General features: G+C 73.7%; 18 protein-coding genes. 17 read left to right on the top strand and 1 reads right to left on the bottom strand.

Features of this window, described 5'->3' with window-relative positions:
• Positions 1–66: 66 nt before the first annotated feature.
• The 8 genes from IEZ07_RS20770 to IEZ07_RS20735 all read left to right on the top strand — a co-directional run bounded on the left by IEZ07_RS20770 (position 67) and on the right by IEZ07_RS20735 (position 10,977).
• The gene (locus IEZ07_RS20770; protein ID WP_191896268.1) at positions 67–687 is read left to right on the top strand and encodes a YesL family protein; all 621 of its coding nucleotides are present in this window, start codon (positions 67–69) and stop codon (positions 685–687) included.
• On the top strand, positions 687–2,237 hold the full coding sequence (locus IEZ07_RS20765) for an extracellular solute-binding protein (protein ID WP_239320324.1): 1,551 nt from the start codon (positions 687–689) through the stop codon (positions 2,235–2,237). The genes IEZ07_RS20770 and IEZ07_RS20765 overlap by 1 nt, the downstream gene beginning before the upstream one ends.
• Before the next feature lie 160 nt (positions 2,238–2,397).
• A complete protein-coding gene (locus tag IEZ07_RS20760) occupies positions 2,398–3,369 on the top strand; it encodes an ABC transporter permease (RefSeq protein ID WP_204054498.1) in 972 nt (323 codons plus the stop codon).
• A gap of 12 nt (positions 3,370–3,381) precedes the next feature.
• Positions 3,382–4,257, top strand: coding sequence for a carbohydrate ABC transporter permease (locus IEZ07_RS20755; RefSeq protein ID WP_068895610.1), 876 nt, complete (start codon positions 3,382–3,384; stop codon positions 4,255–4,257).
• 95 nt (positions 4,258–4,352) lie between these two features.
• Positions 4,353–6,944 carry an exo-rhamnogalacturonan lyase family protein gene (locus IEZ07_RS20750; RefSeq protein WP_191896267.1) on the top strand — a complete coding sequence of 864 codons (2,592 nt, stop codon included), beginning with the start codon at positions 4,353–4,355 and terminating at the stop codon, positions 6,942–6,944.
• 278 nt (positions 6,945–7,222) lie between these two features.
• Entirely contained in the window at positions 7,223–7,540 is a 318-nt protein-coding gene (locus IEZ07_RS20745; protein ID WP_191896266.1) for an L-rhamnose mutarotase, read from the top strand.
• 10 nt (positions 7,541–7,550) lie between these two features.
• Positions 7,551–8,711: an L-rhamnose isomerase gene (gene rhaI / locus IEZ07_RS20740; protein WP_191896265.1), complete on the top strand. Its 1,161-nt coding sequence runs from the start codon at positions 7,551–7,553 to the stop codon at positions 8,709–8,711.
• A gap of 217 nt (positions 8,712–8,928) precedes the next feature.
• Positions 8,929–10,977 carry a bifunctional aldolase/short-chain dehydrogenase gene (locus IEZ07_RS20735; protein ID WP_191896264.1) on the top strand — a complete coding sequence of 683 codons (2,049 nt, stop codon included), beginning with the start codon at positions 8,929–8,931 and terminating at the stop codon, positions 10,975–10,977.
• Positions 10,978–11,122: 145 nt separating this feature from the next.
• Here IEZ07_RS20735 and mads6 read toward each other — a convergent pair whose 3' ends face one another.
• Positions 11,123–12,580 carry a methylation-associated defense system protein kinase MAD6 gene (gene mads6, locus IEZ07_RS20730; protein WP_191896263.1) on the bottom strand — a complete coding sequence of 486 codons (1,458 nt, stop codon included), beginning with the start codon at positions 12,578–12,580 and terminating at the stop codon, positions 11,123–11,125.
• Between the two features lie 200 nt (positions 12,581–12,780).
• On the opposite strand from mads6, the gene IEZ07_RS20725 reads away from it, so the two are divergent.
• The 9 genes from IEZ07_RS20725 to plsX all read left to right on the top strand — a co-directional run bounded on the left by IEZ07_RS20725 (position 12,781) and on the right by plsX (position 25,315).
• On the top strand, positions 12,781–14,727 hold the full coding sequence (locus IEZ07_RS20725) for an ABC1 kinase family protein (protein WP_239320326.1): 1,947 nt from the start codon (positions 12,781–12,783) through the stop codon (positions 14,725–14,727).
• An 89-nt stretch (positions 14,728–14,816) separates the two neighbouring features.
• On the top strand, positions 14,817–15,218 hold the full coding sequence (locus IEZ07_RS20720) for a phage holin family protein (protein WP_068895598.1): 402 nt from the start codon (positions 14,817–14,819) through the stop codon (positions 15,216–15,218).
• Entirely contained in the window at positions 15,215–16,003 is a 789-nt protein-coding gene (locus IEZ07_RS20715; protein WP_191896262.1) for a DUF3618 domain-containing protein, read from the top strand. Before IEZ07_RS20720 ends, IEZ07_RS20715 begins: the two co-directional genes overlap by 4 nt.
• The gene (locus IEZ07_RS20710) at positions 16,004–17,008 is read left to right on the top strand and encodes a YihY/virulence factor BrkB family protein (protein ID WP_191896261.1); all 1,005 of its coding nucleotides are present in this window, start codon (positions 16,004–16,006) and stop codon (positions 17,006–17,008) included.
• Positions 17,009–17,133: 125 nt separating this feature from the next.
• Positions 17,134–19,272, top strand: coding sequence for a PAS domain-containing sensor histidine kinase (locus tag IEZ07_RS20705; RefSeq protein WP_191896260.1), 2,139 nt, complete (start codon positions 17,134–17,136; stop codon positions 19,270–19,272).
• A 160-nt stretch (positions 19,273–19,432) separates the two neighbouring features.
• Positions 19,433–21,688: an NACHT domain-containing protein gene (locus IEZ07_RS20700; RefSeq protein WP_191896259.1), complete on the top strand. Its 2,256-nt coding sequence runs from the start codon at positions 19,433–19,435 to the stop codon at positions 21,686–21,688.
• 104 nt (positions 21,689–21,792) lie between these two features.
• Positions 21,793–23,259: a phytoene desaturase family protein gene (gene crtI, locus IEZ07_RS20695; protein ID WP_191896258.1), complete on the top strand. Its 1,467-nt coding sequence runs from the start codon at positions 21,793–21,795 to the stop codon at positions 23,257–23,259.
• A 122-nt stretch (positions 23,260–23,381) separates the two neighbouring features.
• The gene (locus tag IEZ07_RS20690) at positions 23,382–24,314 is read left to right on the top strand and encodes a phytoene/squalene synthase family protein (protein ID WP_239320328.1); all 933 of its coding nucleotides are present in this window, start codon (positions 23,382–23,384) and stop codon (positions 24,312–24,314) included.
• 32 nt (positions 24,315–24,346) lie between these two features.
• Positions 24,347–25,315, top strand: coding sequence for a phosphate acyltransferase PlsX (gene plsX / locus IEZ07_RS20685; protein WP_191896256.1), 969 nt, complete (start codon positions 24,347–24,349; stop codon positions 25,313–25,315).
• Positions 25,316–25,342 lie beyond the last annotated feature (27 nt).

Raw genomic sequence — 25,342 nt, 5'->3', positions numbered from 1 at the left:
GGAGAGACGGCGGCACGCCGTACCGCAACCCCACTCCACTCCTCGGGGCGCGTCCGGCGGTGCACGATGACCGCCTGGTCGATCAGGCTCTACGCGGCCTGCGACGAGCTGCTCTGGGCGGCCAGGCTCAACCTCGCCTGGATCGCCTTCACGCTCGCCGGAGGGGTGGTCCTGGGCGTCGGCCCGGCGACCGTCGCGGCGTACACGCTGGCCCGCCGGCACGCCGGGCACGAGTCGTTCCCGCTGTGGCGGGAGTTCGCGGCCGTCTACCGGAGGGAGTTCCTGCGCGGCTCGCTGCTGGTGCTCCCGCCGATCGCGGCGGCCGCCGTCCTGGCCGGCAACCAGCTGTACTTCTCGGCCCTCGGGCCGGGGGCGGGGCCGCTCCGGGCGGCGACCCTCGCGGCGCTGGTCGCGCTGGCCGCCGTCACCGCCTACCTGCTGCCGATGTACGTCCACTACGACCTGCCGCCGCTCGCCTGCCTCCCCCGGGCGTCGCGGCTGGTGCTGGCCCGTCCCGCGTCCTCGGTCCTGCTGCTGTTCACCCTCTCCGCGGTGGTGTTCGCGGCCGCGGCCCTCCCGGTCCTGGCGCTCACGCTCGGCGCCGGGGCCTGGATCCAGCTGAACACCTGGCTCTGCCTGCGCTTCTTCGAGGAGAACGAGGCGTTCCTGCACCCGAAAGGCGACTGATGAAGACCACCCCCCGCCGGCTCCTGGCCGGAACGATCGCGCTGACCACGGCGCTCCTCGCCGCCGCCTGCGGCGGCGAGGACGCGGGACGGCAGGCCGCGAGCAACGAGCTGACCATGATGGTCCCGCTGTTCGGCACCGCCCCCGACCCCGCGGGCGAGGTGCAGCAGGCGGTCGAGAAGATCGTCGGCAAGAAGCTCAAGATCAGCTGGGTGCCGAACGCCGAGTACGGCGACAAGACCAACGTCGTGCTCGCCTCCGACAAGATCCCCCAGGTCATGGTCGTCCAGGGCAAGACCGCCGCGTTCGTGCAGGCCGCGCAGGCCGGGGCCTTCTGGGAGCTCACCGACAGGCTGGACAAGTACCCGAACCTCAAGGCCAAGTCCGAGCAGTCCGAGCTCAACGCCTCGATCAACGGAAAGGTCTTCGGCATCTACCGGGTGCGCCCGCTGCTCCGCTCGGCCGTGCTCTACCGCAAGGACTGGCTGGACAGGCTCGACCTGAAGATCCCGGAGACCGTCGACGACCTCTACGAGGTCGCCAAGGCCTTCACCGAGAAGGACCCGGACGGCAACGGCAAGAAGGACACCTACGGGCTGATCATCCCCAAGTGGCCCACCCCGGTCTTCTGCAGCTCCAGCCCCTACAACGTGATCGAGACCTGGTTCGGCGCCCCCAACTGCTACGGCGACCGCGGCGGGAGGCTCACGCCGACCTTCGACACCGAGGAGTTCTACGCCGCCAACCGGTGGCTGAAGAAGATGGTCGACGAGGGCCTGGTCAACCCCGACTTCGCCACCCTCGACTCGGCCAAGTGGAACGACCCGTTCTACCAGGGCAAGGGCGGCATCATCATCGACGTCAACGTCCGCGCCAGCCAGATGTACGGCCTGCTCAAGGAGCAGGACCCGGAGAACTACGGCGACAAGCTGGCCATGGGCGGCAACCTCAAGCGCTCCGACGGGCAGAAGTTCTCCCACCCCTTCGACGGCTACAACGGCTTCCTCGCCGTCTCCAAGCAGAGCGTGCGCACCGAGGCCGAGCTCGACGACGTGCTGAAGGCCCTGGACCGGCTGGCCACCAAGGAGGGCCAGGCCCTGCTGGCCAACGGCATCGAGGGGCGTAACTTCAAGCTGGAGAACGGCTTCGACGTGCCGATCAACGACGACGACCCGGCGGTCAAGACGATCAACAACGACGTCGACTTCGCCTTCGTCCAGCTCGGCACCTGGGCCACCATCGGCATGGGCGTCTACGAGCAGATGCCGACCAACGAGGCCGAGCGGGAGAACCTCAGGCTCCGCAAGGAACTGGTGGAGCTCGACCTGCAGACGGCCGTGCACAACCCCGCCCTGCCGATCGTCTCGCCCGCCTACGTCAGCAAGGGCGCGGTCCTCGACCCGATCGTCTCCGACGCCCGGGTGAAGTTCCTGGCCGGTGAGATCACCGAGGAGCAGCTGCGGGCCGAGGTCAAGCGCTGGCACGAGAGCGGCGGCGACCAGGTCGTCGCGGAGATCAACGACCTGCACGCCAAGCTCGGCGGCAGCTGAGCCGGTCCGGCCCGGACCGCCCCGGACCGCCCCGGGTCGGTCCCGGGCCGATTCCGAGCTGATCCCGGTCTCGCCCTGAGCCGATTCCGAGCCGATTCCGAGCCGATCCACCGGGGCCCGGCGCGACCGCCGGGCCCCTCCCGAGAGAAAGGAGGCCGCTTTGGCCACCGACCTGGCGAAGCCTCCCGTGGAAACGGCCCCCGAGCCGGGGCGCGCCCCCGGCAGGGTGCCGCTCCGCACGGCGCTGCCGCGCTACCGCTGGCTGTACCTGATGCTCGTCCCGGGCCTGGTCTACTTCGCGGTCTTCAAGTACCTGCCGATGTACGGCCTGACGATCGCGTTCCAGGACTTCGTGCCCTTCCTCGGCTACTCCGGCAGCGAGTGGGTCGGCCTCAAGCACTTCGAGGCGCTGTTCACCGGGCCCGACTTCGGCCGCCTGATGTTCAACACGCTCTTCCTGGCGGTGCTGACGGTGCTCTTCGTCTTCCCGGCCCCGATCATCGTCGCGCTGATGCTCAACGAGCTCCGGGTCAACGTGCTCAAGCGCTCGATCCAGTCGCTCATCTACATCCCGCACTTCCTGTCCTGGGCGATCGTCGCCTCCCTGACCTACCTGCTGCTCGCGGTGGACTTCGGGGTGATCGCCCGGTTCGTGCACGATCTGGTCGGCGGTCCCAGGGTCGACTACGTGGCGCAGCCGGACTGGTTCCGGCCGATCATCATCGCGCAGACGCTGTGGAAGGCGACCGGCTGGGGCACGATCATCTACCTGGCCGCGCTGGCGGGGGTGGACCCGAACCTCTACGAGGCGGCCCGCATGGACGGCGCGGGGCGCCGGCGGCAGTTCTGGCACATCACGCTGCCCGCCATCCGCCCCACGATCGTGGTCATGGCCATCCTCACCTCGGGCAACCTGCTCGACTCCAGCTTCGAGCAGATCTGGCTGATGACCAACTCACTGAACCGCTCGGTGGCCGACGTGTTCGACACCTACGTCTACTACATCGGCATCACCCAGGGCGCCTTCAGCTACTCCACCGCCGTCGGCCTGTTCAAGGGCCTGGCCGGCGCCGTGCTGATCTTCGGCTCCAACTGGCTGGCCAAGCGCCTGGGCCAGCGCGGACTGTTCTAAGGAGCGCAGGCGATGTCCGTCAACCACTACAAGTCGCCCGGCAGCCGGGTGTTCGACGCGCTCAACATCTTGCTGCTCACCGGCCTGGCCCTGATCATGGTCCTGCCGCTGCTGTACGTCCTGGCCGGGTCGTTCGCCACCGAGTCGGAGATCGCGACCCGGCCGTTCTTCCTCTGGCCGGAGAAGTTCGTCACCGACACCTACGCGTACATCTTCGGCACCGACACCTTCGTGCGCGCCCTGATCACCACGATCTGCGTGACGGCGGTCGGCACGGCGGTCCAGCTCATGCTGACGCTCACCATGGCCTACCCGCTGGCCAAGCGGTACCTGCCGGGTCGCACGCTGGTGCTGAACCTGGTCATCTTCACGATCGTCTTCGGCGGCGGCATGATCCCCACCTACCTGGTCGTCCGCGACCTGGGGCTGCTCGACAGCTACTGGGCGCTGATCCTCCCGCTGGCGATCAACCCGTTCTACCTGATCATCGTCAAGAGCTTCTTCCAGGAGCTGCCGCAGGCCCTGGAGGAGGCGGCGCGCATCGACGGCTGCAGCGAGATGGGCGTCTTCTTCAGGATCGTCCTCCCGCTCTCCAAGCCGGTCATCGCGACGTTCGCGCTGTTCTACGCGGTGGGCATCTGGAACGACTACATGTCGCCGCTGCTGTACATCGACGACTCCAGCAAGTGGACGCTGCAGGTGCTGGTCCGGCAGTTCACCAGTGCCGACGCCGAGAACGCGCTCGCCCAGCTGGACTCGGTCTTCTTCCCGGCCGAGGGCCTGAAGTTCGCGGTCGTCGTCATCGCGACGCTGCCGATCCTGTTCTTCTACCCCTTCCTGCAGAAGCACTTCGCCAAGGGCGTGCTGATCGGATCGGTGAAGGAGTGACGGCGGCGGAGGCGGCGGCCGGACGAGCCGCGCCTGGACCAGCCGCGCCCGGAGGCACGGAGGCGGCCGGTGCGGAGGGGGCCGGGGGAGCGACGGTGCTGCGCTGGCTGGAGCGGCCGTGCCGGCAGGGCGTGGCCTGGGGAGTGCCCTGGCCGCGCGGTGCGCTGCGGCCCGGGGTCCCCTTCGCGCTCGCCGACGGCACCCCGGTGCAGAGCTGGACCACCGCGACCTGGCCCGACGGCTCGGTCAAGTGGTCGGCCCACGCCATCGGGCCGCAGGCCGTACCCGCCGGGTCCTACGAGCTGGTCCCCGGGGCCGAGCCCGCCGCGCCGGACGACCCGGTGACCGTCGCCCGCGCCGGCGACGGGCTGCGGGTCGCCACCGGACCGGTCGCCTGGATGCTGCCCGGGCCGGGCGGGACGGACCTGATCGCGTCCGTCGAGCACGGCGGCACCGAGATCGTGCGCGGGGTGCGCCTGGTCAGCCTCCGCCAGGACACCCCCGACGAGGACGGCTCGCGCGTCCGCGTACCCGCCGCCGGCGTCGTCTCGGCGGTCGCCGTCGAGCAGGACGGCCCGGTGCGCGCGGTGGTGCGGCTGGAGGGCCGGCACGTCGAGGAGGACGGGAGGTCCTGGCTGCCCTTCACCGTGCGCCTGTACTTCCACGCCGGGGCGCCGGACGTGCGCGTCGTGCACAGCTTCGTCTGGGACGGCGACGCCTCCGCCGACTTCCTCGCCGGGCTGGGCCTGCGCGCCGAGGTGGTCATGCGCGACGAGCCGCACGACCGGCACGTCCGGCTGGCCGGGGCGGAGGGCTTCCTCACCGAGGCCGTCCGGGGCCTGACCGGCCTGCGCCGCGATCCGGGCGAGGCCGTACGGCGGGCGCAGACCGAGGGCCGGCCGGTCGGCGCGATCGGGAACCCGGAGGTGGCCGACCGGCTGCACCTGATCCCGGCCTGGAACGACCACACCCTGGAGCAGCACAGCGCCGACGGCTTCACCCTGCGCAAGCGCACCGCGCCCGGGCACGCCTGGGTCACCGTCCCGGCGGGCACGAGGTCGGAGGGCTACGGCTACGTCGGAGGCGTGAGCGGCGGCCTGGGCTTCGGCCTGCGCGACTTCTGGCGGCTGCACCCCACCCGGCTGGACGTGCGCGGCGCCGCCGTGGGGGCGGGGGAGGCCGCCGAGGTCACGGTCTGGCTCTGGTCGCCCGGCGCGCCCCCGATGGACCTGCGCTTCTGGCACGACGGGATGGGCCAGGACACCCACGCCGGGCAGCTCGAGGGCCTGGAGATCACCTACGAGGACCACGAGCCGGGCTTCGGCGACCCGCACGGCGTCGCCCGCACCCACGAGCTGACCCTGCGGGTCCACCCGGCCACCCCGCCGAACGCGGAGCTGGCCGAGCACGCCGCGCTGCTGCAGGCCCCCGGCCTGCTCACCGTCGCGCCCGAGCGGCTGCGCGCGGCGGGGGTGTTCGGCGTCTGGGCGCCGCCCGACAGGTCGGACCCGGCCGCCGCGGCGATCGAGGACCGGCTGGACTTCCTGTTCGGCTTCTACGTGCGCCAGCGCGAGGAGCGCCGGTGGTACGGGTTCTGGGACTACGGCGACGTCATGCACGCCTACGACCCCGACCGGCACACCTGGCGCTACGACGTGGGCGGCTACGCCTGGGACAACTCCGAGCTCTCGCCGGACCTGTGGCTGTGGTACCAGTACCTGCGCACCGGGCGGGCCGACGTCTTCCGGTTCGCCGAGGCGATGACCCGGCACACCGGCGAGGTGGACGTGTACCACCTGGGCCGCTGGAAGGGGCTGGGGTCGCGGCACAACGTGCAGCACTGGGGGTGCAGCTGCAAGCAGCTGCGCGTCTCCAGCGCCGTCTACCGGCGCTTCTTCCACTACCTGACCGCCGACGAGCGCACCGGGGACCTGCTCGACGAGCTCACCGCGCCCGAGGAGACGTTCCTGGCCGTCGACCCGCTGCGCAAGGTCCGCCGGGACGCCTACACCCCCGACCCCGCCGCCCTGGCGGTGGGGCTCGGCGTGGACTGGGGGGCGCTGGCCGCGGCCTGGCTCACCCGCTGGGAGCGGCACGGTGACGAGCGGGCCCGGGACCGGCTGCTGGGCACGATGGCGGACATCGCGGCGCTGCGGCACGGCTTCCTCACCGGGGAGGCCCGCCTGGACCTGGCGACCGGGCGGTTCGACACCACCCGGGAGGCCGTCGAGGTCTCCCACCTGTCGGCGGTGTTCGGGCTGCCGGAGGTCTGCGCCGAGCTGATCGACCTGGACCTGGGCGTGCCCGGCTTCGAGGAGGCCTGGCTGGACTACTGCCGGCTCTACCTCGCCGGGGCCGAGCGGCAGGCCGCCGAGCTGGGCCGGGCGCTGGAGGGCGTCTCGCTCGTCCAGGCGCACAGCAGGCTCGCCGCCTACGCCGCGGCCCGCACCGGCGACGCGGAGCTCGCCCGGCTCGCCTGGCGCGCGTTCTTCCGGGACGAGGGCGACCGGCTCAACGTCAACCCGCTGCAGCGCGAGCGCGACTGGCGGCTGACCGAGGTCCGCGGCCCGGCGGTGCTCATGCCGGTCACCGAGGCGCCCTTCGTCTCCACCAACGACGCCGCCCAGTACGGCCTGGCCGCCATCCAGAACCTCGCCCTGCTCGGAGACCGGATCACCGCCCCCTGACCCGCCTGCGACCGCCGCGCCCCGGACGGAGCACGGACGACCCCGTGGACCCCCTCCGGAGGCGGGTGCGGCGGTCGCGGGCGTCCCTGGGCCGCCGGTCCGGCCGGTCCGGCCGACGGCGCTTGCCTCGTCGACTGCTTAAAACGTGTCACCTCGCATTGCCGTCCGATTCAGTAGAGCTTCACACCGTATTACCGATTTAGCCGCATTGACAGGGCGGTGCGTACGCCGTACCTTCCTGGAAGTTCTTAAAACGTTTTGAGAAATCTGGAGCCCGTGTGCAGCGCGTCTGCTTCCTGCTGAAGGTCCGGCCCGAGCGGCTGGAGGAGTACCGGGAGCGGCACCGGGAGGTGTGGCCGGAGATGCTCGACGCCCTGCGGCAGGCGGGATGGCGCAACTACTCGCTGTTCCTGCGCCCCGACGGGCTGCTGGTGGGCTACCTGGAGACCGAGGACTTCGCGGCCGCCCGCGCGGCGATGGCCGGGACCGAGGTCAACGCCCGCTGGCAGGCCGAGATGGCGCCGTTCTTCGAAGCCCTCGACGGGCGCCCGGACGAGGGCATGAGCCCGCTCGACGAAGTGTTCCACCTGGACTGATCGGGAAGACATGACCACCGACATCAAGGCCGCGCTGCGGGCGCAGGCCATCGAGACCCCCTCCTGGGCGTACGGCAACTCCGGCACCCGCTTCAAGGTGTTCGCCCAGCCCGGGGTGCCGCGCGACCCGTTCGAGAAGCTGGCCGACGCCGCCCAGGTGCACGCGTTCACCGGGATCGCGCCCAGCGTGGCGCTGCACATCCCGTGGGACCGGGTGGACGACTACGCGGCGCTGTCCGCGCACGCCGCCGGCCTGGGCGTGCGGATCGGCGCGATCAACTCCAACGTGTTCCAGGACGACGACTACCGGCTGGGCAGCGTCACCAACCCCGATCCGCGGATCCGGCGCAAGGCGACCGACCACCTGCTGGCATGTGTGGACATCATGGACGCCACCGGATCCGACACGCTCAAGCTCTGGTTCTCCGACGGGATCAACTACCCCGGCCAGGACGACCTGCGGGCCCGCCAGGACCGGCTGGCCGAGGCCCTATCGGAGGTCTACGACCGGCTCGGCGAGGGCCAGCGGTTCCTGCTGGAGTACAAGCTGTTCGAGCCGGCGTTCTACGCCACCGACGTGCCCGACTGGGGCACCGCCTACGCGCACTGCGTCCGGCTCGGGGAGAAGGCGCAGGTCGTCGTGGACACCGGGCACCACGCGCCGGGCACCAACATCGAGTTCATCGTGGCGTTCCTGCTGCGCGAGGGCAGGCTCGGCGGCTTCGACTTCAACTCCCGCTTCTACGCCGACGACGACCTGATGGTCGGCTCGGCCGACCCGTTCCAGCTCTTCCGGATCATGTTCGAGGTGGTCCGCGGCGGCGGGTACGGCCCGGACTCGGGCGTGGCGTTCATGCTCGACCAGTGCCACAACATCGAACCGAAGATCGCCGGTCAGATCCGCTCGGTGATGAACGTGCAGGAGGCCACGGCCAAGGCCCTGCTGGTCGACACCGGCGCGCTGGCCGCGGTGCAGGCGGCCGGGGACGTGCTCGGCGCCAACGCGGTGCTGATGGACGCCTACAACACCGACGTGCGGCCGCTCCTGGCGGAGCTGCGCGCGGAGGCGGGCCTGGAGCCCGACCCGATGGCCGCCTACGCCCGGTCGGGCTACTTCGAGAAGGTCTGCGCCGAGCGGGTCGGCGGCACGCAGGCCGGCTGGGGCGCGTGAGCGCCGGGTGCCCGGGCCGGAAGCCCGCCGCGAGGGCCCGGCCGAGGCGCCTGCTCCGCCCCGGGGACGCGGCTTCGCGGACACGGCTCACGACCACTCCGAGAAGACCGCTCCGAGGAGACGGCCGTGCGGACACGGCCTTGCGGACACGGCCTTGAGGAGACGGCCTTGAGGACACGGACGATTCGTTGAAGGACTCGTTGGGGGACACACTGTCATGACGTCACCGGTCGAAGAACTGCTGCGGCGCTCGCACGCGCTCGGCGCCGACCCGCGCAATACCAACTACGCGGGCGGCAACACCTCCGCCAAGGGCACCGCCGCCGACCCGGTCACCGGCTCCGAGACGGAGCTGATGTGGGTCAAGGGCTCCGGCGGCGACCTGGGCACGCTGAGCGAGGCGGGCCTGGCCGTGCTGCGCCTGGACCGGCTGCGCGCCCTGGCCGGGGTCTACCCGGGGGTCGAGCGCGAGGACGAGATGGTCGCCGCCTTCGACCACTGCGCCTTCGGCCGGGGCGGCGCCGCGCCCAGCATCGACACCGCGATGCACGGCCTGGTCGACGCCGCCCACGTCGACCACCTGCACCCCGACGCGGGCATCGCGATCGCCACCGCCGCCGACGGCCCCGAGCTGACCCGGCGGATCTTCGGCGACCGGGTGGTCTGGGTGCCCTGGCGGCGGCCCGGCTTCCAGCTCGGCCTCGACATCGCCGCCGTCAAGGCCGGCAACCCGCGGGCGATCGGCTGCATCCTGGGCGGTCACGGCATCACCGCCTGGGGGGACACCTCCGCCGCGTGCGAGGCCGGCTCGCTGGAGATCATCCGCACCGCCGAGGCGTACATCGCCGAGCACGGCCGCCCCGACCCGTTCGGCGCGGTGCTGCCCGGCTGCGAGCCGCTGTCCGGGCCCGCCCGGCACGAGCGCGCCGCCGCGCTGCTCCCGCTGGTGCGCGGCCTGGCCTCGACCGACGCCCCGCAGGTCGGCCACTACACCGACACCCCCGAGGTGCTGGATTTCCTGGCCCGCGCCGAGCACCCCCGCCTGGCCACGCTGGGCACCTCCTGCCCGGACCACTTCCTGCGCACCAAGGTCCGGCCCCTGGTGCTCGACCTGCCCGCCGACGCGCCCCTGGAGGCGGTGACCGCGCGCCTGCGTGAGCTGCACGCCGCCTACCGGGCCGACTACGCCGCCTACTACGAGCGGTACGCCACGCCGGAGTCCCCGCCGATGCGCGGCGCCGACCCGGCGATCGTGCTGGTGCCCGGGGTCGGCATGTTCTCCTTCGGCAGGGACAAGCAGACCGCCCGGGTGGCCGGCGAGTTCTACGTCAACGCGATCAACGTGATGCGCGGCGCCGAGGCGCTGTCGTCGTACGCGCCGATCGAGGAGTCGGAGAAGTTCCGCATCGAGTACTGGGAGCTGGAGGAGGCCAAGCTCCGCCGGATGCCCGTACCCAGGCCGCTGGCCGCGCGGGTGGCGCTGGTCACCGGGGGCGGCTCGGGCATCGGCGCGGCCACCGCCCGGCGGCTGGCCGCCGAGGGCGCGTGCGTGGTGGTCGCCGACCGCGACGCGGCCGCCGCGGAGAAGGTCGCCGCCGGGATCGGGGCGAAGGCCCACCGGACGGGCGACGCCGCGATCGCGGTGGAGATGGACGTCACCTCCGAGGAGCAGGTCGCCGCCGCGGTACGGCAGGCCGTCCTGGCCTTCGGCGGCGTGGACCTGGTCGTCAACAACGCCGGCCTCTCGCTGTCGCGGTCGCTGCTGGAGACCACGGCCGCCGACTGGGACCTGCAGCACGACGTGATGGCCCGGGGCTCCTTCCTGGTCTCGCGGGAGACCGCCCGGGTGATGATCGACCAGGCGATGGGCGGCGACATCGTCTACATCTCCTCCAAGAACGCCGTCTTCGCCGGCCCGGACAACCTGGCGTACGGCGCGGCCAAGGCGGACCAGGCGCACCAGGTGCGGCTGCTCGCCGCCGAGCTGGGCGGGCACGGCATCCGGGTCAACGGCGTCAACCCCGACGGGGTGGTGCGCGGCTCGGGCATCTTCGCCTCCGGCTGGGGTGCCAACCGGGCCGCGGTCTACGGGGTGGAGGAGGAGAGGCTGGGCGAGTTCTACGCCCAGCGCACCCTGCTCAAGCGCGAGGTCCTGCCCGAGCACGTCGCGGCGGCCGTCTTCGCGCTGACCGGCGGCGACCTGGGCCGCACCACGGGACTGCACGTCCCGGTCGACTCGGGGGTGGCGGCGGCCTTCCTGCGCTGAGCCCCGCCCCTCCCGTCCGCGCCGGGAGCGGCGGGGGCCCGGCCCCGGCCTCCGGGGCCTCCCGCCGCCGTCTCCCGCGTGCCGCGGGGCGGGCTGGATCCTCGCGACGGAGGTCCGGCCCGCCTTCACGTCCGCTCGGGGACCCTCACGCCGACCTGCCCGAGATGCGGCGCAGCGCCTCCCGGAACCGGCCCGGCCGGGCGGGCTCCGGCCGTACGCGGGGTGCGGGGGCCAGCCCGTCGCGGGCCCGCAGCAGGTCGGCAAGGGCCTCGGCGGCGGAGGGGCGCTTGGCCGGCGTGTGGTCGCGCATCCGGCGCAGCAGGTCCATCACCTCCGGCGCGATCCCGGGCGCGGCGTCACCCGGTGCGGGTTCGGCGTCCGGGCTCGCGGGCGGCAGCGCGCCGGTGAGCAGCCGGAAGGCGATCACCCCGGCCGCGTAGACGTCGGAGGCCGCAGTCATCAGCTCCGGCCTGGCCTGGCACTCGGGGGCCACGTAGTGGGTGTCCAGCACGTTGGGCAGCTCGTTGGCCACGGTGTGCGCGCGCGGGCCGGGCTTGGCGTAGTCGAACCCGGTCAGCATCGCGCGCCCGTCCTCCGCGACGAGCACGCAGGCGGGACTGAGCGCCCGGTGGACCACGTTGTTGGCGTGCACGTGGGCCAGGCCGTCCAGCATGTCCTCCACGATGCCCACCAGCATGCCGAGCCGCTGCGCGGCGGGCGGCGCGTGCCGCCCGGAGGCGCCCAGGTGCAGGTGGAGCGCGCGGCCGTGCACGTCGTCGAGGACCAGCACGAACCGGCTCTCGTCGTCGACGGCGAAGAAGTCGCGGGAGCGGACGACGCACGGGTGCGGTGGGATCCGGGTCAGGGCCTGGTAGGCGTTGGTGATCAGCCGCCGCTCGGCCTCCCGCGGCCCCTCCTCGGCCAGCGGGTCGGCCCGGTAGACCCGGAGCAGGACCGTCTCGCCGCCGCGCACCGTCGCGTTGACCGCGCGGTACTCGGTGACCCGGTTGTCCCCGCCGAGCTCCTCCTCCACCTCCCAGTTGCCGAACCTCGGGGGCGCGGTGGAGCGCCGGACGCTCCCGTTCAGCGCCTCGATGATCGCCGTCCGGTACGGCCCGGTGTCGGTGCTGTAGCCGCGCCGGACCCGGGAGGCGTCGCCCAGCGTCGCGATCAGCCCCGACAGGTCCGTGACGTGCCGGGAGTCGCGCCCGGCCGGGTCGACCAGCTCGGCGCCGGCCCCGGTCAGCACGACGACGCTGTCGACGTAGACGCGCTCCAGCTCCCGGCGCGCCCGCATCAGCAGGCCCTTGAGCGCCCGCCCGTTGCCCCGCAGCTTGCTGACCGGGGAGCCGAAGGCGCTGCGCCGCTCCGGGAACCACCGGGTCCCGGCCACCTCGATCCGGCCCCGGGTGCCCTTGACGTCGATGACGCACAGGGAGTGGCCGGTCAGCACGACCAGGTCGACCTCGAAGGAGTCGTCCTCGCGCGGCACCTCGATGTTGTGCAGGAGCAGCCAGTCGCCGGGCGCGTTGTCCCGCAGGTGCGCGATGACCCGCCGCTCGGCGTCGTTGACCGGGCGTCCGCCCCCGACGATCTGTGCCATGTCGAGCGTGCCGCCTTCCTCGCCGCGTTCCGGGCCTGACGTCGGATCCCGGGTGGAGTCCGTGTCCCGGGTGGGACCCGGGACCGGAACGGAACCCTCATCCCGGACGGAACAAGGTTCCCATCCTCGCCTGTATACCTGCATTTCCGCCACTCGCTAGTCTGGCCGCCGGGAATCGTGATCAAGACGGGCGGGGACCGGTGGACTTCCTGGTGGTGGTGGGCCTGGCGGCCACGGTCGCGGTGATGCTGGCCGGATTCGCGGTGGCCGCGCGGCGCGTGCTCGGCCTGCGCTTCGGCACGGTCCGCACGCTGCTGGCCGGGGCGCTGGTGATCGCCATCGTCGGGCCGCTCATGCAGGCGTTCGCCGGGACCGTGGACCCCGCCGACACCGGCATCACCCCGCTGTGGTTCTTCGTCCTGGCGGTGCTGTGCGCACTGCTCGCCGGTCTGGTGTTCCTGGTCGTCGCGGAGGCGCTGGTGCCGCCCGGCTCGCTGCCGGGGCCGCTGGAACTCGTCCGGGCGGTGCGCCGCAGGGCGGTCAGGTCGCGGCGCTACCTGCAGATCACCCGCATCCTGATCCGGCACGGCCTCGGTCCCTACCTGCGCGGGCGCGATCCCGGCCCGAGCGCCCCGGCCGGCCGGGCCCGGACCGCCGAGGCGCTGCGCCTCGCCCTCGACGAGGCCGGCGTCACCTTCGTCAAGCTCGGCCAGATCATGTCCACCCGGAGCGACCTGCTTCCCCCGGAGTTCGTCGAGGAGCTGCGGCTGCTCCAGGACCGGGCGGCCCCGGCCCCGTGGGCGGAGATCGAGCGGGTGCTCGCCGCCGAGCTCGGCGGGCCGGTGGAGGAGGCGTTCGCGGAGTTCGAGCGCGAGCCCCTGGCGGCGGCCTCGATCGCGCAGGTCCACCGGGCGCGCCTGACCGGCGGCGAAGAGGTGGTGGTCAAGGTCCAGCGCCCGGGGATCGCGGCCGTGGTGGAGCAGGACCTCGACATCGTGGCGCGCCTGGCCCGGTCGCTGGAGCGGCGGACCGGCTGGGGGCGGGCGTTCGGCGTGGGCGAGCTGGCCCGGGGGTTCGCCGAGGCGCTGCGGGAGGAGCTCGACTTCCGGGTCGAGAGCGCCAACATGGCCGCCGTGGCCGCCGCCGCCGCGGGGGAGCCGGTCCACGTCCCCGCGCCCCGGCCGGAGCTATCCTCGCGGCGGATGCTGGTGATGGAGCGGCTGGCGGGCATCCCCTTCGGCGGCGCCGTACCGGAGGGGGCGGACCGGCAGGGGCTCGCCAGGACCCTGCTGGAGACGCTGCTCCGCCAGATCATGGTGCACGGCGTGTTCCACGCCGATCCCCACCCCGGCAACATCATGCTGCTGGAGGACGGCCGGCTGGGGCTGCTGGACTTCGGCTCGGTGGGACGGCTCGACGCCGCGCTGCGCGGTGCGCTGCAGCGCCTGCTGGCCGCCCTGGACCGGGGCGACCCGCTGGGCGTGAGCGACGCCCTGCTGGAGGTCGTGGCGCGCCCCGACGAGATCGACGAACGCGAGCTGGAGCGCGACCTCGGCCGGTTCATGGCCCGTCACCTGGTCACCGGGGCCGCCCCCGACATGCGGATGTTCTCGCACCTGTTCCGCGTCGTCTCCGCGCACGGGCTGTCGGTGCCGCCCGAGGTCGCGGCGGTCTTCCGGGCGCTGGGCACCGTCGAGGGGACACTGGCGCGGCTCGCCCCCGGATTCGACATCGTCGCCGAGGCCCGGGCCTTCTCCGCCCGCCACCTCGCCGAGCGGGGCGGCCCGGAGGGGATCCGGGAGGCCGCGGCGCAGGAGATGCTGCACCTGCTGCCCATGCTGCGCCGCCTGCCCCGCCGGGTGGAGCGGATCGTCGGCGCCGCCGAGCACGGCCGGTTCGGGGTGAACGTCCGGCTCTTCGCCGACGAGCGCGACCGGCGCTACGTCACCGGGGTGCTGCACCAGGTGCTGCTGACCGTCCTGGCGGCCACCACCGGGGTCATGGCCGTCCTGCTGCTCGGCACCGAGGGCGGGCCGTCCGTCACGCCCGGGGTCGGCCTCCTCCAGCTCCTCGGGTACAACCTGCTGGCGATCAGCGCCATGCTGGGACTGCGCGTCCTGGTGCTGATCTTCCGGTCGGAGCGCTGACCCGGCGGTCGTCGCCGGGCGGTCCCGGCCGCATGTTTGCCGTGGCAGGAGAGGGTAGCGCCTACCTCTGTAGGGAGGAGGCGCGTCACATGGCGAACAGTACGAAAGATGGCCTTTCCACCGGCGAGCTGATCAAGCAGATCTCGGAGGAGGTCTCCCGGCTGGTCAGGGACGAGATCCGGCTGGCCAAGATCGAGCTCGGGGAGAAGAGCCGGCACGCGGGACGGGGCGCGGGAATGGTCGGCGGGGCGGGAGTCATCGCCCTGTTCGGAGGCGGCGCACTGGTCGCCGCGGTCATCCTGCTCCTCGCCCAGGCGATGCCCGCGTGGGCGGCCGCGGCGGTCGTCGGCGCGGTGCTGCTGCTCGCGGCCGCGGTGCTCGGGCTCCGCGGCAAGCGCCAGGTGTCCGCGGCGGGCTCGCCCGCCCCACAGCGGACCATCCGCAGCGTCAAGAACGACATCGACGCCGTGAAGGAGAGGGCACACCGATGAGTGAGACCGACCCGGGTCGCGGCAGGGACGTCGCTCCCGCGGGCGCGACCGGTTCCCGCAGGCAGGAGATCGGCACCCCGGTGCCCCCGGACGAGCGCGGGTCCCTGAACATCCCGCCGAACGAGCCGAGGGGGGCCGCCGGCTCCCGGGGCGAGGGGACGCCCACCGACGACCTCGGGCTCCCGCCCTGGGAGAGCGACGGGACGCCCGAACTGCTCAGACGCGACAGGGGTTCCACCCGTGGGCCGGAGACCCCCGAGGAAGCCGTGCGGCGGGAGATCGAGGAGACCCGCCGGGAGCTGGGAGACAGTGTGGAGGCACTGGTGCACAAGACCGACGTGAAGGGCCGGGTCCAGGAGAAGGCGGCCCACATGGGCGACGACCTCAAGCGCATGGGCGCCGCCACGGCCGGTACGGCCACCGGCATGCTGGACCGTGTCAAGGGCGCGGCGCCCGAAGTGCTGGACAAGGCCCGGCAGGCCACGCCCGCCGAGGTCAGGCACGCCGCGGAGAAGGTCTCGACGGAGGCCGGCCGGCGGCCCTTCGCGACCCTGGCGGTGGTCGGCGCCGTCGCGCTGGCCGTCGTCCGCGTCATGCGGCGCAGGCGGACCGCGCGGTCCGAGCCGACCGGCGTCCTGGGCCTCTGGAAGGGCAAGCAGGTCGACGTCGCCCGCGTCCCCTGGCTGGGGAAGGGCAGGCAGGTCTCCGTCGCCCGCGTCCCCTGGGTCAGGAGGGGTCCCGGAGCCGGCACGGCCCGTGTCCCGTGGGTGAGGAAGAACCGGTAGATGAGCGCAGCGCGAGCCGCCGGGGCCCCCGGGAAGGCGGGCCCCGGCGCCCCCGAGACGCCCGCGCAACTGCCGCCGAGGGCCTGGTGGGGGGTTCTCAAGCGGACGGTCGGAGAGTTCCGGCGGGACAACGTGGCGGACTGGGCCGCCGCCCTCACCTACTACGCGGTGCTGTCGGTCTTCCCCGCCCTCATCGTCCTGGTCTCGCTGTCCGGCCTGGTCGGGCAGGACGTGATCTCCACGATCCTCAGCCAGGTGGCGGCGATCGCGCCGCAGGACGTCACCAACCTGGTCGAGCAGCAGGTGGGTAACCTGCGGCGGAGCGGCGGCACCGGCCTGGTGGCGATCTTCGGTCTGCTGGTGGCGCTCTGGTCGGCGTCCGGCTACATCGCGGCCTTCGTCCGGGCGGGGAACGCCATCTACGACATCGAGGAGGGCCGGCCGTTCTGGAAGCTGACCCCGCTGCGGGTCGGCCTCACGCTGGTGTTCGTCGTCCTGATGGCCGCCAGCGCGGTGATCGTCACCTTCACCGGCGAGCTCGCCCGCGTCGCGGGCGAGGCCCTCGGATTCGGGGAGACCGCGGTCACGATCTGGAGCTACGCCAAGTGGCCCGTCCTGATGCTCATCGTCTCGGCCCTGGTGATGCTCCTGTACTGGGCCGCGCCCAACGTCCGCCAGCCCGGGTTCCCCTGGATCAGCCCCGGCGGCGTGCTGGCGGTGCTGCTGTGGATCGTGGTCTCCCTCGGATTCGCGGTCTACGTGGCCAACTTCGGCTCCTACAACAAGACCTACGGCACGCTCGGCGCCGTGGTGGTCTTCCTGGTCTGGCTCTGGCTGTCCAACATGGCGATCCTGTTGGGCGCCGAGTTCGACGCCGAGCTGATGCGGGCCAAGAAGATCGCCGCGGGGCATCCGCCGACCGCCGAGCCGTACGCCGAGCCCCGCGATCCCGCCGAGGAGGACCCCGGCCACCCCGAGGACGACGGGGTGTCGCGGCTCGGCTGAACGCCCGCCGCCGCCGAGCGTCCGGCACCGCCGCGCGGCTCCGAACTGAAGATCCGCATCCATGATCCCCGGCACCCGTCCCGGACTGCGGGCCGGTCGGATGCCGGGGTTCGGGAGGAGTCACCATGAGGCAGACAGGCCGCGTCCACGGCTCCCGCCGCTCGCGGGCGGCGGAGGCCGGGAACGCGCTGCTCTCGGCCCGGCAGGAGGTGCTGCGGCTGCGGGAGATCCTCGACCGCGGCCCCGACGCGTTCATCTCGGCCGACGCCGCGGGAAGGGTGCGGGGGTGGAACTCCGTGGCCGGCAGGCTTTTCGGCTGGTCCGCCGCCGAGGCCGCCGGGCGGCCGCTGGGCGAGCTGATCCTCTCGTCCCGGGCGCGGTACGAGTACGGCGAGAGCCTCCGCCGGATGCGTGAGGGCGTCGCCCGGGACTCCCCCGGAGTCCGGCTGGAGCTGACCGCGGTCGACCGGGCCGGGCGGGAGTTCCCCGTGGAGATGGCGTTGCGGGTCGACGTCGAGGGAGGCGAGCAGGTCTGCCGCATGTTCGTGCACGACATCGCCGACCGGCGCCGGGCCGATACGCTGCGTGAGACCCGGTACGCCGTGGCGCAGGTGCTGGCCGAGGCGGGCTCCGCCGAGCAGGCCGCCGCGGGCGTGGTCGCCGCGGTGGCCGACACGCTCGGCTGGACCTGCGGTGAGTACTGGCAGGCGGGCTCCGACGCCGGCGTCACCCGTATCGGCTCCTGGGTCCGGCCCGGCCGGGACCTGTCCGCCTTCACCGGTGACCGGACGGTGACGTTCCGGCCGGGGCAGGGACTGCCCGGCACGGTGTGGGTCACCGGTTGCCCGGTCTGGTTCTCCGACCTGACCGCGGATCCGGAGGAGTTCTCCCGCAAGCAGGCGGCGCTCCGGTGCGGCCTGCGCACCGCCATCGGACTGCCGGTGCGCAGCGGCCACCGGGTGCTGGGCGTGCTGGTCTTCTGCACCGACGCCGTCCAGCGGGCCGACGACGATCTCGCCGCCCTGCTCGACGACGTCTGCGCCTGCGTCGGGCGTTACATGGAACGCCGCCGCGCCGAGGAGCTCGCCCTCGCGCTGGCCACCGACCGCCGCCAGTTCAACGAGATCGTCACCCACGTCAACGAGGACGTGTGGACCGTCGAGATCACCTCCGAGGGCAAGGCCCGCCCCGTCTACGCCAGCTCGTTCGGGTCCAGCGTGCTCGGCGAGGAACTGCCGGCCGACATCGGGGACGACCTGATCGACCACGTCAGCCGGCACGTCCATCCCGACGACGCGGCGGACTTCTCCGCCTTCTGCGCCGCCCTCGTCTCCGGCCGGCCGGGGACGGTCGAGTTCCGCGCCCTCGGGCGGGACGGGATCACCCGGTGGATCTGGATCCGGGCCATGCCCCGCCGCGAGGTCGACCGGCTCTTCGTCGACGGCATCTCCACCGACGTCACCGAACGCCACCGGATGGCCGAGGAGCGCGAGCGGCTGCTCGCCCAGGAGCAGCGGCAGGTGCGCCACCTGCAGGAGCTCGACCGGATGAAGGACGAGCTGATGGCCGTGGTCAGCCATGAGCTGCGCAACCCGATCGGGGCCATCCGCGGCTACACCGAGATGCTCCTGGACGATCCCGGCCTGACCGGTGAGAGACGGTCCTTCGCCGACGTCATCGACCGCAAGAGCGAGCAGCTGCAGCGGCTGACCGACGATCTGCTGGACCTGGCGCGCATGGACAGCGGGCACATCAGCGTCGAACCCCGGCGGGTCTCGCTGACCCCGCTCATCCACCAGGCGGTCCAGGACCACGGGCCCGCCGCCGCGGCCAGGCGCCTGACCGTTACCGCGGACGTGGCCGGCGAACTGCCCGTGCACGCCGACCCGGCACGGTTCCGCCAGGTGCTGGACAACCTGCTGTCCAACGCGATCAAGTACACCCCTCCCGACGGCGCCGTCACCGTGACCGCGAGGCGGGACGACGACGGCTGCCAGGTGGTGGTCGTCACCGTGGCGGACACCGGCATAGGCATCCCCGCCGAGGAGTACCCGCAGTTGTTCACCCGGTTCTTCCGCGCCTCCACCGCCAAGGACGCCGGGACCAAGGGCACCGGCCTGGGCCTGGCCGTCGCCAAGGCGATCGTCGACGCGCACGGCGGCAGCATCACCGCCTGCCCCGGGGAGAACGGGGGCACCGTGTTCACCGTCCGCCTGCCCGCCGCGGATCCGGAAACCCAGGACGGCCCGGACCTCCGGACTTAGGAAAAAGTCGGGCACATCATGACATTTGAGAAGTCGTGTGCCTGGTCCTGAGAGAGCCTGGAGGGGAGGGCAGCAGGATCCGGTTCCGATCCCGGATCCGCCGGAGGCGTGACCGGACCGCGCCGGCCACGTCGCGCAGACCGGAAGGGAGTGAGGGGGCATGCCCCTCCCGGACATGCGCGGGCGCCGGGCGCGGATCGCCCTGGTCCTCGCGATCCTGACATCCGCGGCTCTCGCCACGGTGATGCTGTTCGGCAGACTGGACCCGGGCAGGAAGGTGGGTCCCGACCTCCTCAACGAGCTGGTCGGCGGCGTCCTCATCGGGATCGGGGGAGCCGTGCTGAAGTGGGTCTACGAGTGGGCCTGCAGGCGCCGGCCGCCGCCCCCCGTGCCGGACGTCGCCGTCGCCAAGACGGCGCTGGCGGGCCTGGTGAACCGGCAGTGGAGGGAGGAGGCCCGGATCCGGGCGCTGGGCGACCCCGAACCGATCCCGGTCGCCTGGAACCTGACCAGCAAGCACGCGCTGATGGACCACCCGAGCCTGATCGCGGTGGAGGAACTGTCCTTCAGCGGCTGCGCCGGCGACGTCCGCAGGCTGGCCGGGCAGTTCCGCCGGCTGCGCTGCCGGCGGCTGGTCATCGCCGGCGGCCCCGGCATGGGCAAGACCACCCTGGCCGTCCAGCTGCTGCTGGAGCTGATCGCCACCCGCACCGACGACGAGCCGGTCCCGGTGCTGCTGTCGGTCGCCGGATGGGACACCGGCCGCCACCCGCGGCTGCACGAGTGGCTGGGGGCCCGGCTGGCCGCCGACTACCCGGCCCTGTGCGCCGCGGAGTACGGCGGCGCCGGCACCCCCGCGGCGCTGGCCGGGCAGGGGCACGTGCTGCCCGTCCTGGACGGGCTGGACGAGCTGCCCCCGCCGGCCCGGGCGCAGGTCATCACGGCGTTGAACGGCTCGCTGACGGACCGCGACCAGGTGATCCTCACCAGCCGCACGAGCGAGTTCGCCGCCGCCGTCCGGAGCGCGGGAGCCGTGCTGACGGCCGCGGCCGTCATCGTCCCGGCGGTGCTCACCCCCTCGGCCGCCGCCGCCTACCTGAGGGACTGCCTGCCGCCCGTGCCCGCGCACGACTGGTCGGAGGTGCTGGCGGCCGTGCGCTCGGGCTCGGCCCCCGGGCTGTCGGCGGTGGCCGGCACCCCGCTGGGCCTGTGGCTGCTCCGCATGGTCTACGTCGTGCCCAACGCCGATCCCACCCCGCTGCTCGGGGGACTCGGCGCCGACGCGAAGGTGCTCCGGGCCGGGCTGCTGGACCGCCTGGTCGGGACGCTCATCCGGGCCCGGCCGCCGACCGGGGAACGGTCCGACCTCTTCCGTCCCCGGCGGGCCTGGAATCCCGCTCAGGCGTACACCTGGCTGGGCGACGTGGCCGTGCTGCTGACCCGCGACGGCACCCGGGACCTGGCCTGGTGGCGGCTGGCCCGCCAGGCCGCCTCCCCGGCCGTTCGGCGCCGCCTCCAGGCGGTGGCCGGGCTCGCGGCCGGGGCCGTCAGCTGGTCCGCGTTCACGGCCTGGCTCGCGGCCACCGGCCCCGGCGCCCCCCTGGTACGCGCGTCCGTCCTCGCCTCCGTCTTTGTCGTCGCGTTCGCCCTCGGGGCGGGGCGGTGGTTCCACGAGACGCCGGGATTCGCCGAGGTACGGCTGCGCCGCCTGGTCCGCGTCCCCGTCCGGGGGATCGTGGGAGGGCTCGTGATCTGGGCGGTCACCGTGCTCGTCGCCGGAGGGGCGTGGGTGCTCCTGGAAGGGGCGCCGGGCCGGACTCCCTGGGGCCGGTCCGTCCTCGTCCTCACGGAGGCCGTGTTCTATCTCGGCCTCATGGTCGGGCTCGCGGCGATGCTCGTCCCCTGGGTGAGGCAGGTGGAGCACCCCACCTCCCTGGTCGCCGCGAGCACCCCCGCCTCGGTCTGGGCGGCCGACAGGAACCTCACCCTCGTCCGCACGATCGTGCTCACCGGCGGATTCGGCGCCGCGTTCGGGTTGCTCCTCTGGCGTGTGGCGGGGGATCCCGCCGACGTGCTCGGGGCCGGTCTCGCACTCGGGCTCACCGGAGGGCCGGCCGCCGCGCTCCTCTTCGGGCACCACCACGCCTGGCTGGCCTGCGTGCTCCTCCTGCGCACCCGCGCCACATCCCTGCCCGTCAGGCTGATCCCGTTCCTCGACGACATGCACCGCCTCGGCCTGCTGCGCACCACCGGTCCGGTCTACCAGTTCCGCCACGCCGAGCTGCACGACCACCTGGCCGCCGCGGCCGGCCTGCGTCGCGGACTTTCTCCGGGGCACCGGGTGCATCCGCGGGACGGGTCCCGGCCGAAGACCCGGATAGTGATCGCACGCTCTTTGCACGATTCCGGGAGATGAACGGGCCGGAAGCGGGCAGGGGCACGGAGCGGCCACCCGCGGGCCGACCCGGCCCGCGGACCCGGCGGGGAGTCCGCCGGTCCGGTGGAGAGCGAGGAGCGCGCATGGGCCCGACCGTGGTGATCGGAGCCGGGCTCGGTGGCCTGGCCGCGGCGATGCGGCTGGCCGCCGCGGGACGGGACGTGACCGTGGTGGAGGCCCGCGACGTGCCCGGCGGCTGCTGCGGGACCGCGCGGCTGGGAGAGTACCGCTTCGACACCGGGCCGTCGGTGCTCACCATGCCCGGCGTCCTGGCGGACGCCTTCGCCGCGGCGGGCGAGGATCTGGAGTCCTGGCTGCCGCTGCGCCGGCTGGACCCGTACTACCGGCTGCGCTACCACGACGGCTCCCACCTGGACGTGGTGGCCGGCGAGGACGCGATGGCCGAGGAGGTGCGGCGGCTGTGCGGGGCGGCGGAGGCGGGCCGCTACCGGCGCTTCCGCGCCCGCCTCGCCGAGCTGTTCGCGGCAGAGTGGGACGCCTTCATCGACCGGGACATGACCCGGCTGCGGAACCTGGCCCGCCCGGCGGCCCTGACCCGGCTGGCCCGGCTGGCCGCGCTGGGCGGTTTCCGGCGGCTGGACCGCCTGGTGGCGGGCCACCTCACCGACCCCCGGCTGATCAGGGCGCACACCTTCCAGGCGCTGTACGTCGGCCTCTCGCCCCGGCAGGCGCTCGGCATCTACGCGGTGATCGCCCACATGGACACGGTAGGCGGCGTCTACTTCCCCCGTCACGGCGGCATGCACGCCATCCCCCAGGCGATGGCGGCCGTGGCGGAGAAGGCCGGGGCGCGGCTGCGGTACGGCGTGCGCGCCGTCCGGGTCGAGGCCGGCTCCTCCGGGGTCAGCGGCGTCCGGCTCGACACCGGCGAGCGCCTCGCCGCCCGCGACGTCGTGGTCGCCTGCGACCTGCCGTACGCCCACGCCGGGCTGCTGCCGCGCGGCGCGGGCGACTGGCGGCTGCGCCGGCCCCGCTACTCGCCCTCCTGCCTGGTGCTGCACTTCGGCCTCGACCGGCGCCTGCCCGGCCAGGCGCACCACACCCTGCACTTCGGCCGGGAGTGGCACTCCTCTTTCGCCGACCTGGCCCGGGGCAGGCCGCAGGGCGATCCGAACCTGCTCGTCACCTACCCCGAGTCCGACTCCGGCGCCGCGCCCGCCGGGCACGCCACGCTCACCGTGCTGGAGCCCGCGCCCAACCTGCAGCGCGCCCGCTGGGACGGGCTCACCCCGCGCCTGGAGGAGCGCCTGCTGGGCAGGCTCGCGGACCTCGGGTACGGCGACCTGTCCGGAGCCCCCCGGCTCGGCTTCGACCCGCCCGGCTGGGCCGGGCTCGGCCACTCGGCGGGCACGCCGTTCGCGCTGGACCACCGGTTCCGGCAGACGGCCTGGTTCCGCCCGGCGGGCGCCGCCCGGCGGGTCCCCGGCCTGCACTTCGCGGGCATGTACACCGCGCCGGGGGTGGGGGTCCCCCCGGTGCTGATCTCGGGACGGCTGGCCGCCGAGCGCATCCTGGAGGCCCGCCGATGACACCGCCGCCCACCCCGCCGCGAATTCCGTCCCCGCCGCGCGTCCTGTCCTCGCCCCAGCCCCCGCCCTCGTCTCCGTCCCCGCCGCGCGTCCCGTCCGTGCCCGCGCCCGGACGCCCTCCCGTGTCACCGCCTCCCGTCCCGCTGACCCGCAGCTACGAGCTCTGCCGCCGGCTGAACGCCCGCCACGGCCGCTCCTACTACCTGGCGACCCTCCTGCTCCCGGCCTGGAAGCGTCCCCACGTGCACGCGCTGTACGGCTTCGCCCGGCACGCCGACGAGATCGTCGACTCCTTCACGATGACCGGCGACCGCGAGGCCGCGCTCGACGAGCTGGCCGGGCGCCTGGCCCCCGCGCTCGCCGGGGAGGCCACCGGCGACCCGGTGCTGCCCGCCTTCGCGCAGACCGTGCGCTGCTTCGGCATCGACCACGGCGACGTCGAGGCGTTCCTGGAGTCGATGCGGGCCGACCTGACCGTCACCCGCTACGACACCTACGACGACCTGCTCGGTTACATGGAGGGCTCGGCCGCCGTCATCGGCACGATGATGCTGCCCGTGCTCGAACCCCTGCCCGGCATGGCGGAACGGGCGCGCGAACCGGCCCGCCAGCTCGGACTGGCCTTCCAGCTCACCAACTTCCTGCGCGACGTCGCCGAGGACCTGTCGCGCGGCCGGGTCTACCTGCCCCTGGCCGACCTGGACCGGTTCGGCGTCTCCGTCGCCGACCTGGGCCGGAGCGCGCCCACCCCGGCTCTGCGCGACCTGCTGGCCTTCGAGGCCGAGCGGGCGCGCGCGCACTACCGGCGGGCGGCGGAGGGCGTGGCCCTGCTCACCCCCTCCTCCCGGCCGTGCGTGCGCGCGGCCCACGAGCTGTACGGCGGCATCCTCGACCGGATCGAGGCCGCCGGTTACGACGTGCTGGGCGGCAGGGCGACCGTGCCCCGCCGCCGCAGGCTGGCCGTCTTCGCCCGCCACCTGTCCGCGGCCGCCGCGGCGGGCCGGGCGGAGCGCCGGGCGGCCGGGGCGCTGCGGCCCGGGTGGGAGGGCCGCTGACCACCATCCATCACCGTTGCCAGGAGGACACGATGCCGGAACCGGTCGTCGTCGACGCGATGGGCGGGGACCACGGGCCCGCCGAGACCGTCAGGGGAGCCGTGACCGCCCTGCGGGAGCACGGGGTGCCGGTGCTGCTCGTCGGCCGGGCCGAGGAGATCCGCCGGGAACTGGCGCGGTACGGCGCCTCCGGTGAGATCGAGGTGGTCCACGCCGAGGAGGCCGTCCCGATGGGGGAGCGGGGCCCGGGGGCGCTCTCCGGGACCTCCAGCATCACGGTCGGCTGCGAGCTGCTGAGCCGGGGCGCCGGGGCCGCCTTTGTCTCGGCCGGCTCCACCGGGGCGGTCGTCTCGTGCGCGATCCGGCGCGTCGGCCGGGCGGAGAGCGTGCTCCGGCCCGCCCTGGCCATCGCGCTGCCCCAGGTCACCGGCGGTTCGAGCGTGCTGCTCGACGCCGGGGCGACCGCCGACCCCACGCCGGAGATGGTCGCCGGCTTCGCGCTCCTCGGCACCTCCTACGCCCGGCTCGTGCTCGGCACGGCGGAGCCGACGGTGGGCCTGCTCTCGATCGGCTCCGAACCGGGCAAGGGCAACCGGCTGACCCGCAGGACCGAGGAGCTGCTCCGGCGGCTGCCGCTGCGCTTCCACGGCACCGTCGAGGGCCACGACGTGCTGGCGGGCGTCGTCGATGTGATCGTCACCGACGGCTTCACCGGCAATGTCGTGCTCAAGAACGTCGAGGGGGCGGTCAGGACGACCCTGTCCATGATCGCGCACGCCGGGATCGCCCGGCCGGACGAACTGCGGGAGGTGGCCGGCCGCTACGACCCCGAGACGCACGGGGGAGCCGCGCTGCTCGGGCTGAGCCGCACCGTCGTCGTCGCGCACGGCTCCTCGCGCGCCCGCACGATCGCCCGGGCGTGCGTGGTGGCACGCGACCTCGCCCGGGGAGGGAAGCCGGTCCGGGCACCGGGGCGCCGCGCGGCGGAACCGGCCCGGTGAGCCGGCTGCGGCCGAGGGCCGGGGGAG

This window comes from Planomonospora parontospora, assembly GCA_014647935.1.
GTDB lineage: Bacteria > Actinomycetota > Actinomycetes > Streptosporangiales > Streptosporangiaceae > Planomonospora > Planomonospora parontospora.
The sequence above is the reverse complement of the archived record's forward strand: the minus strand, read 5'-3'. Positions and strand labels throughout refer to the sequence as shown.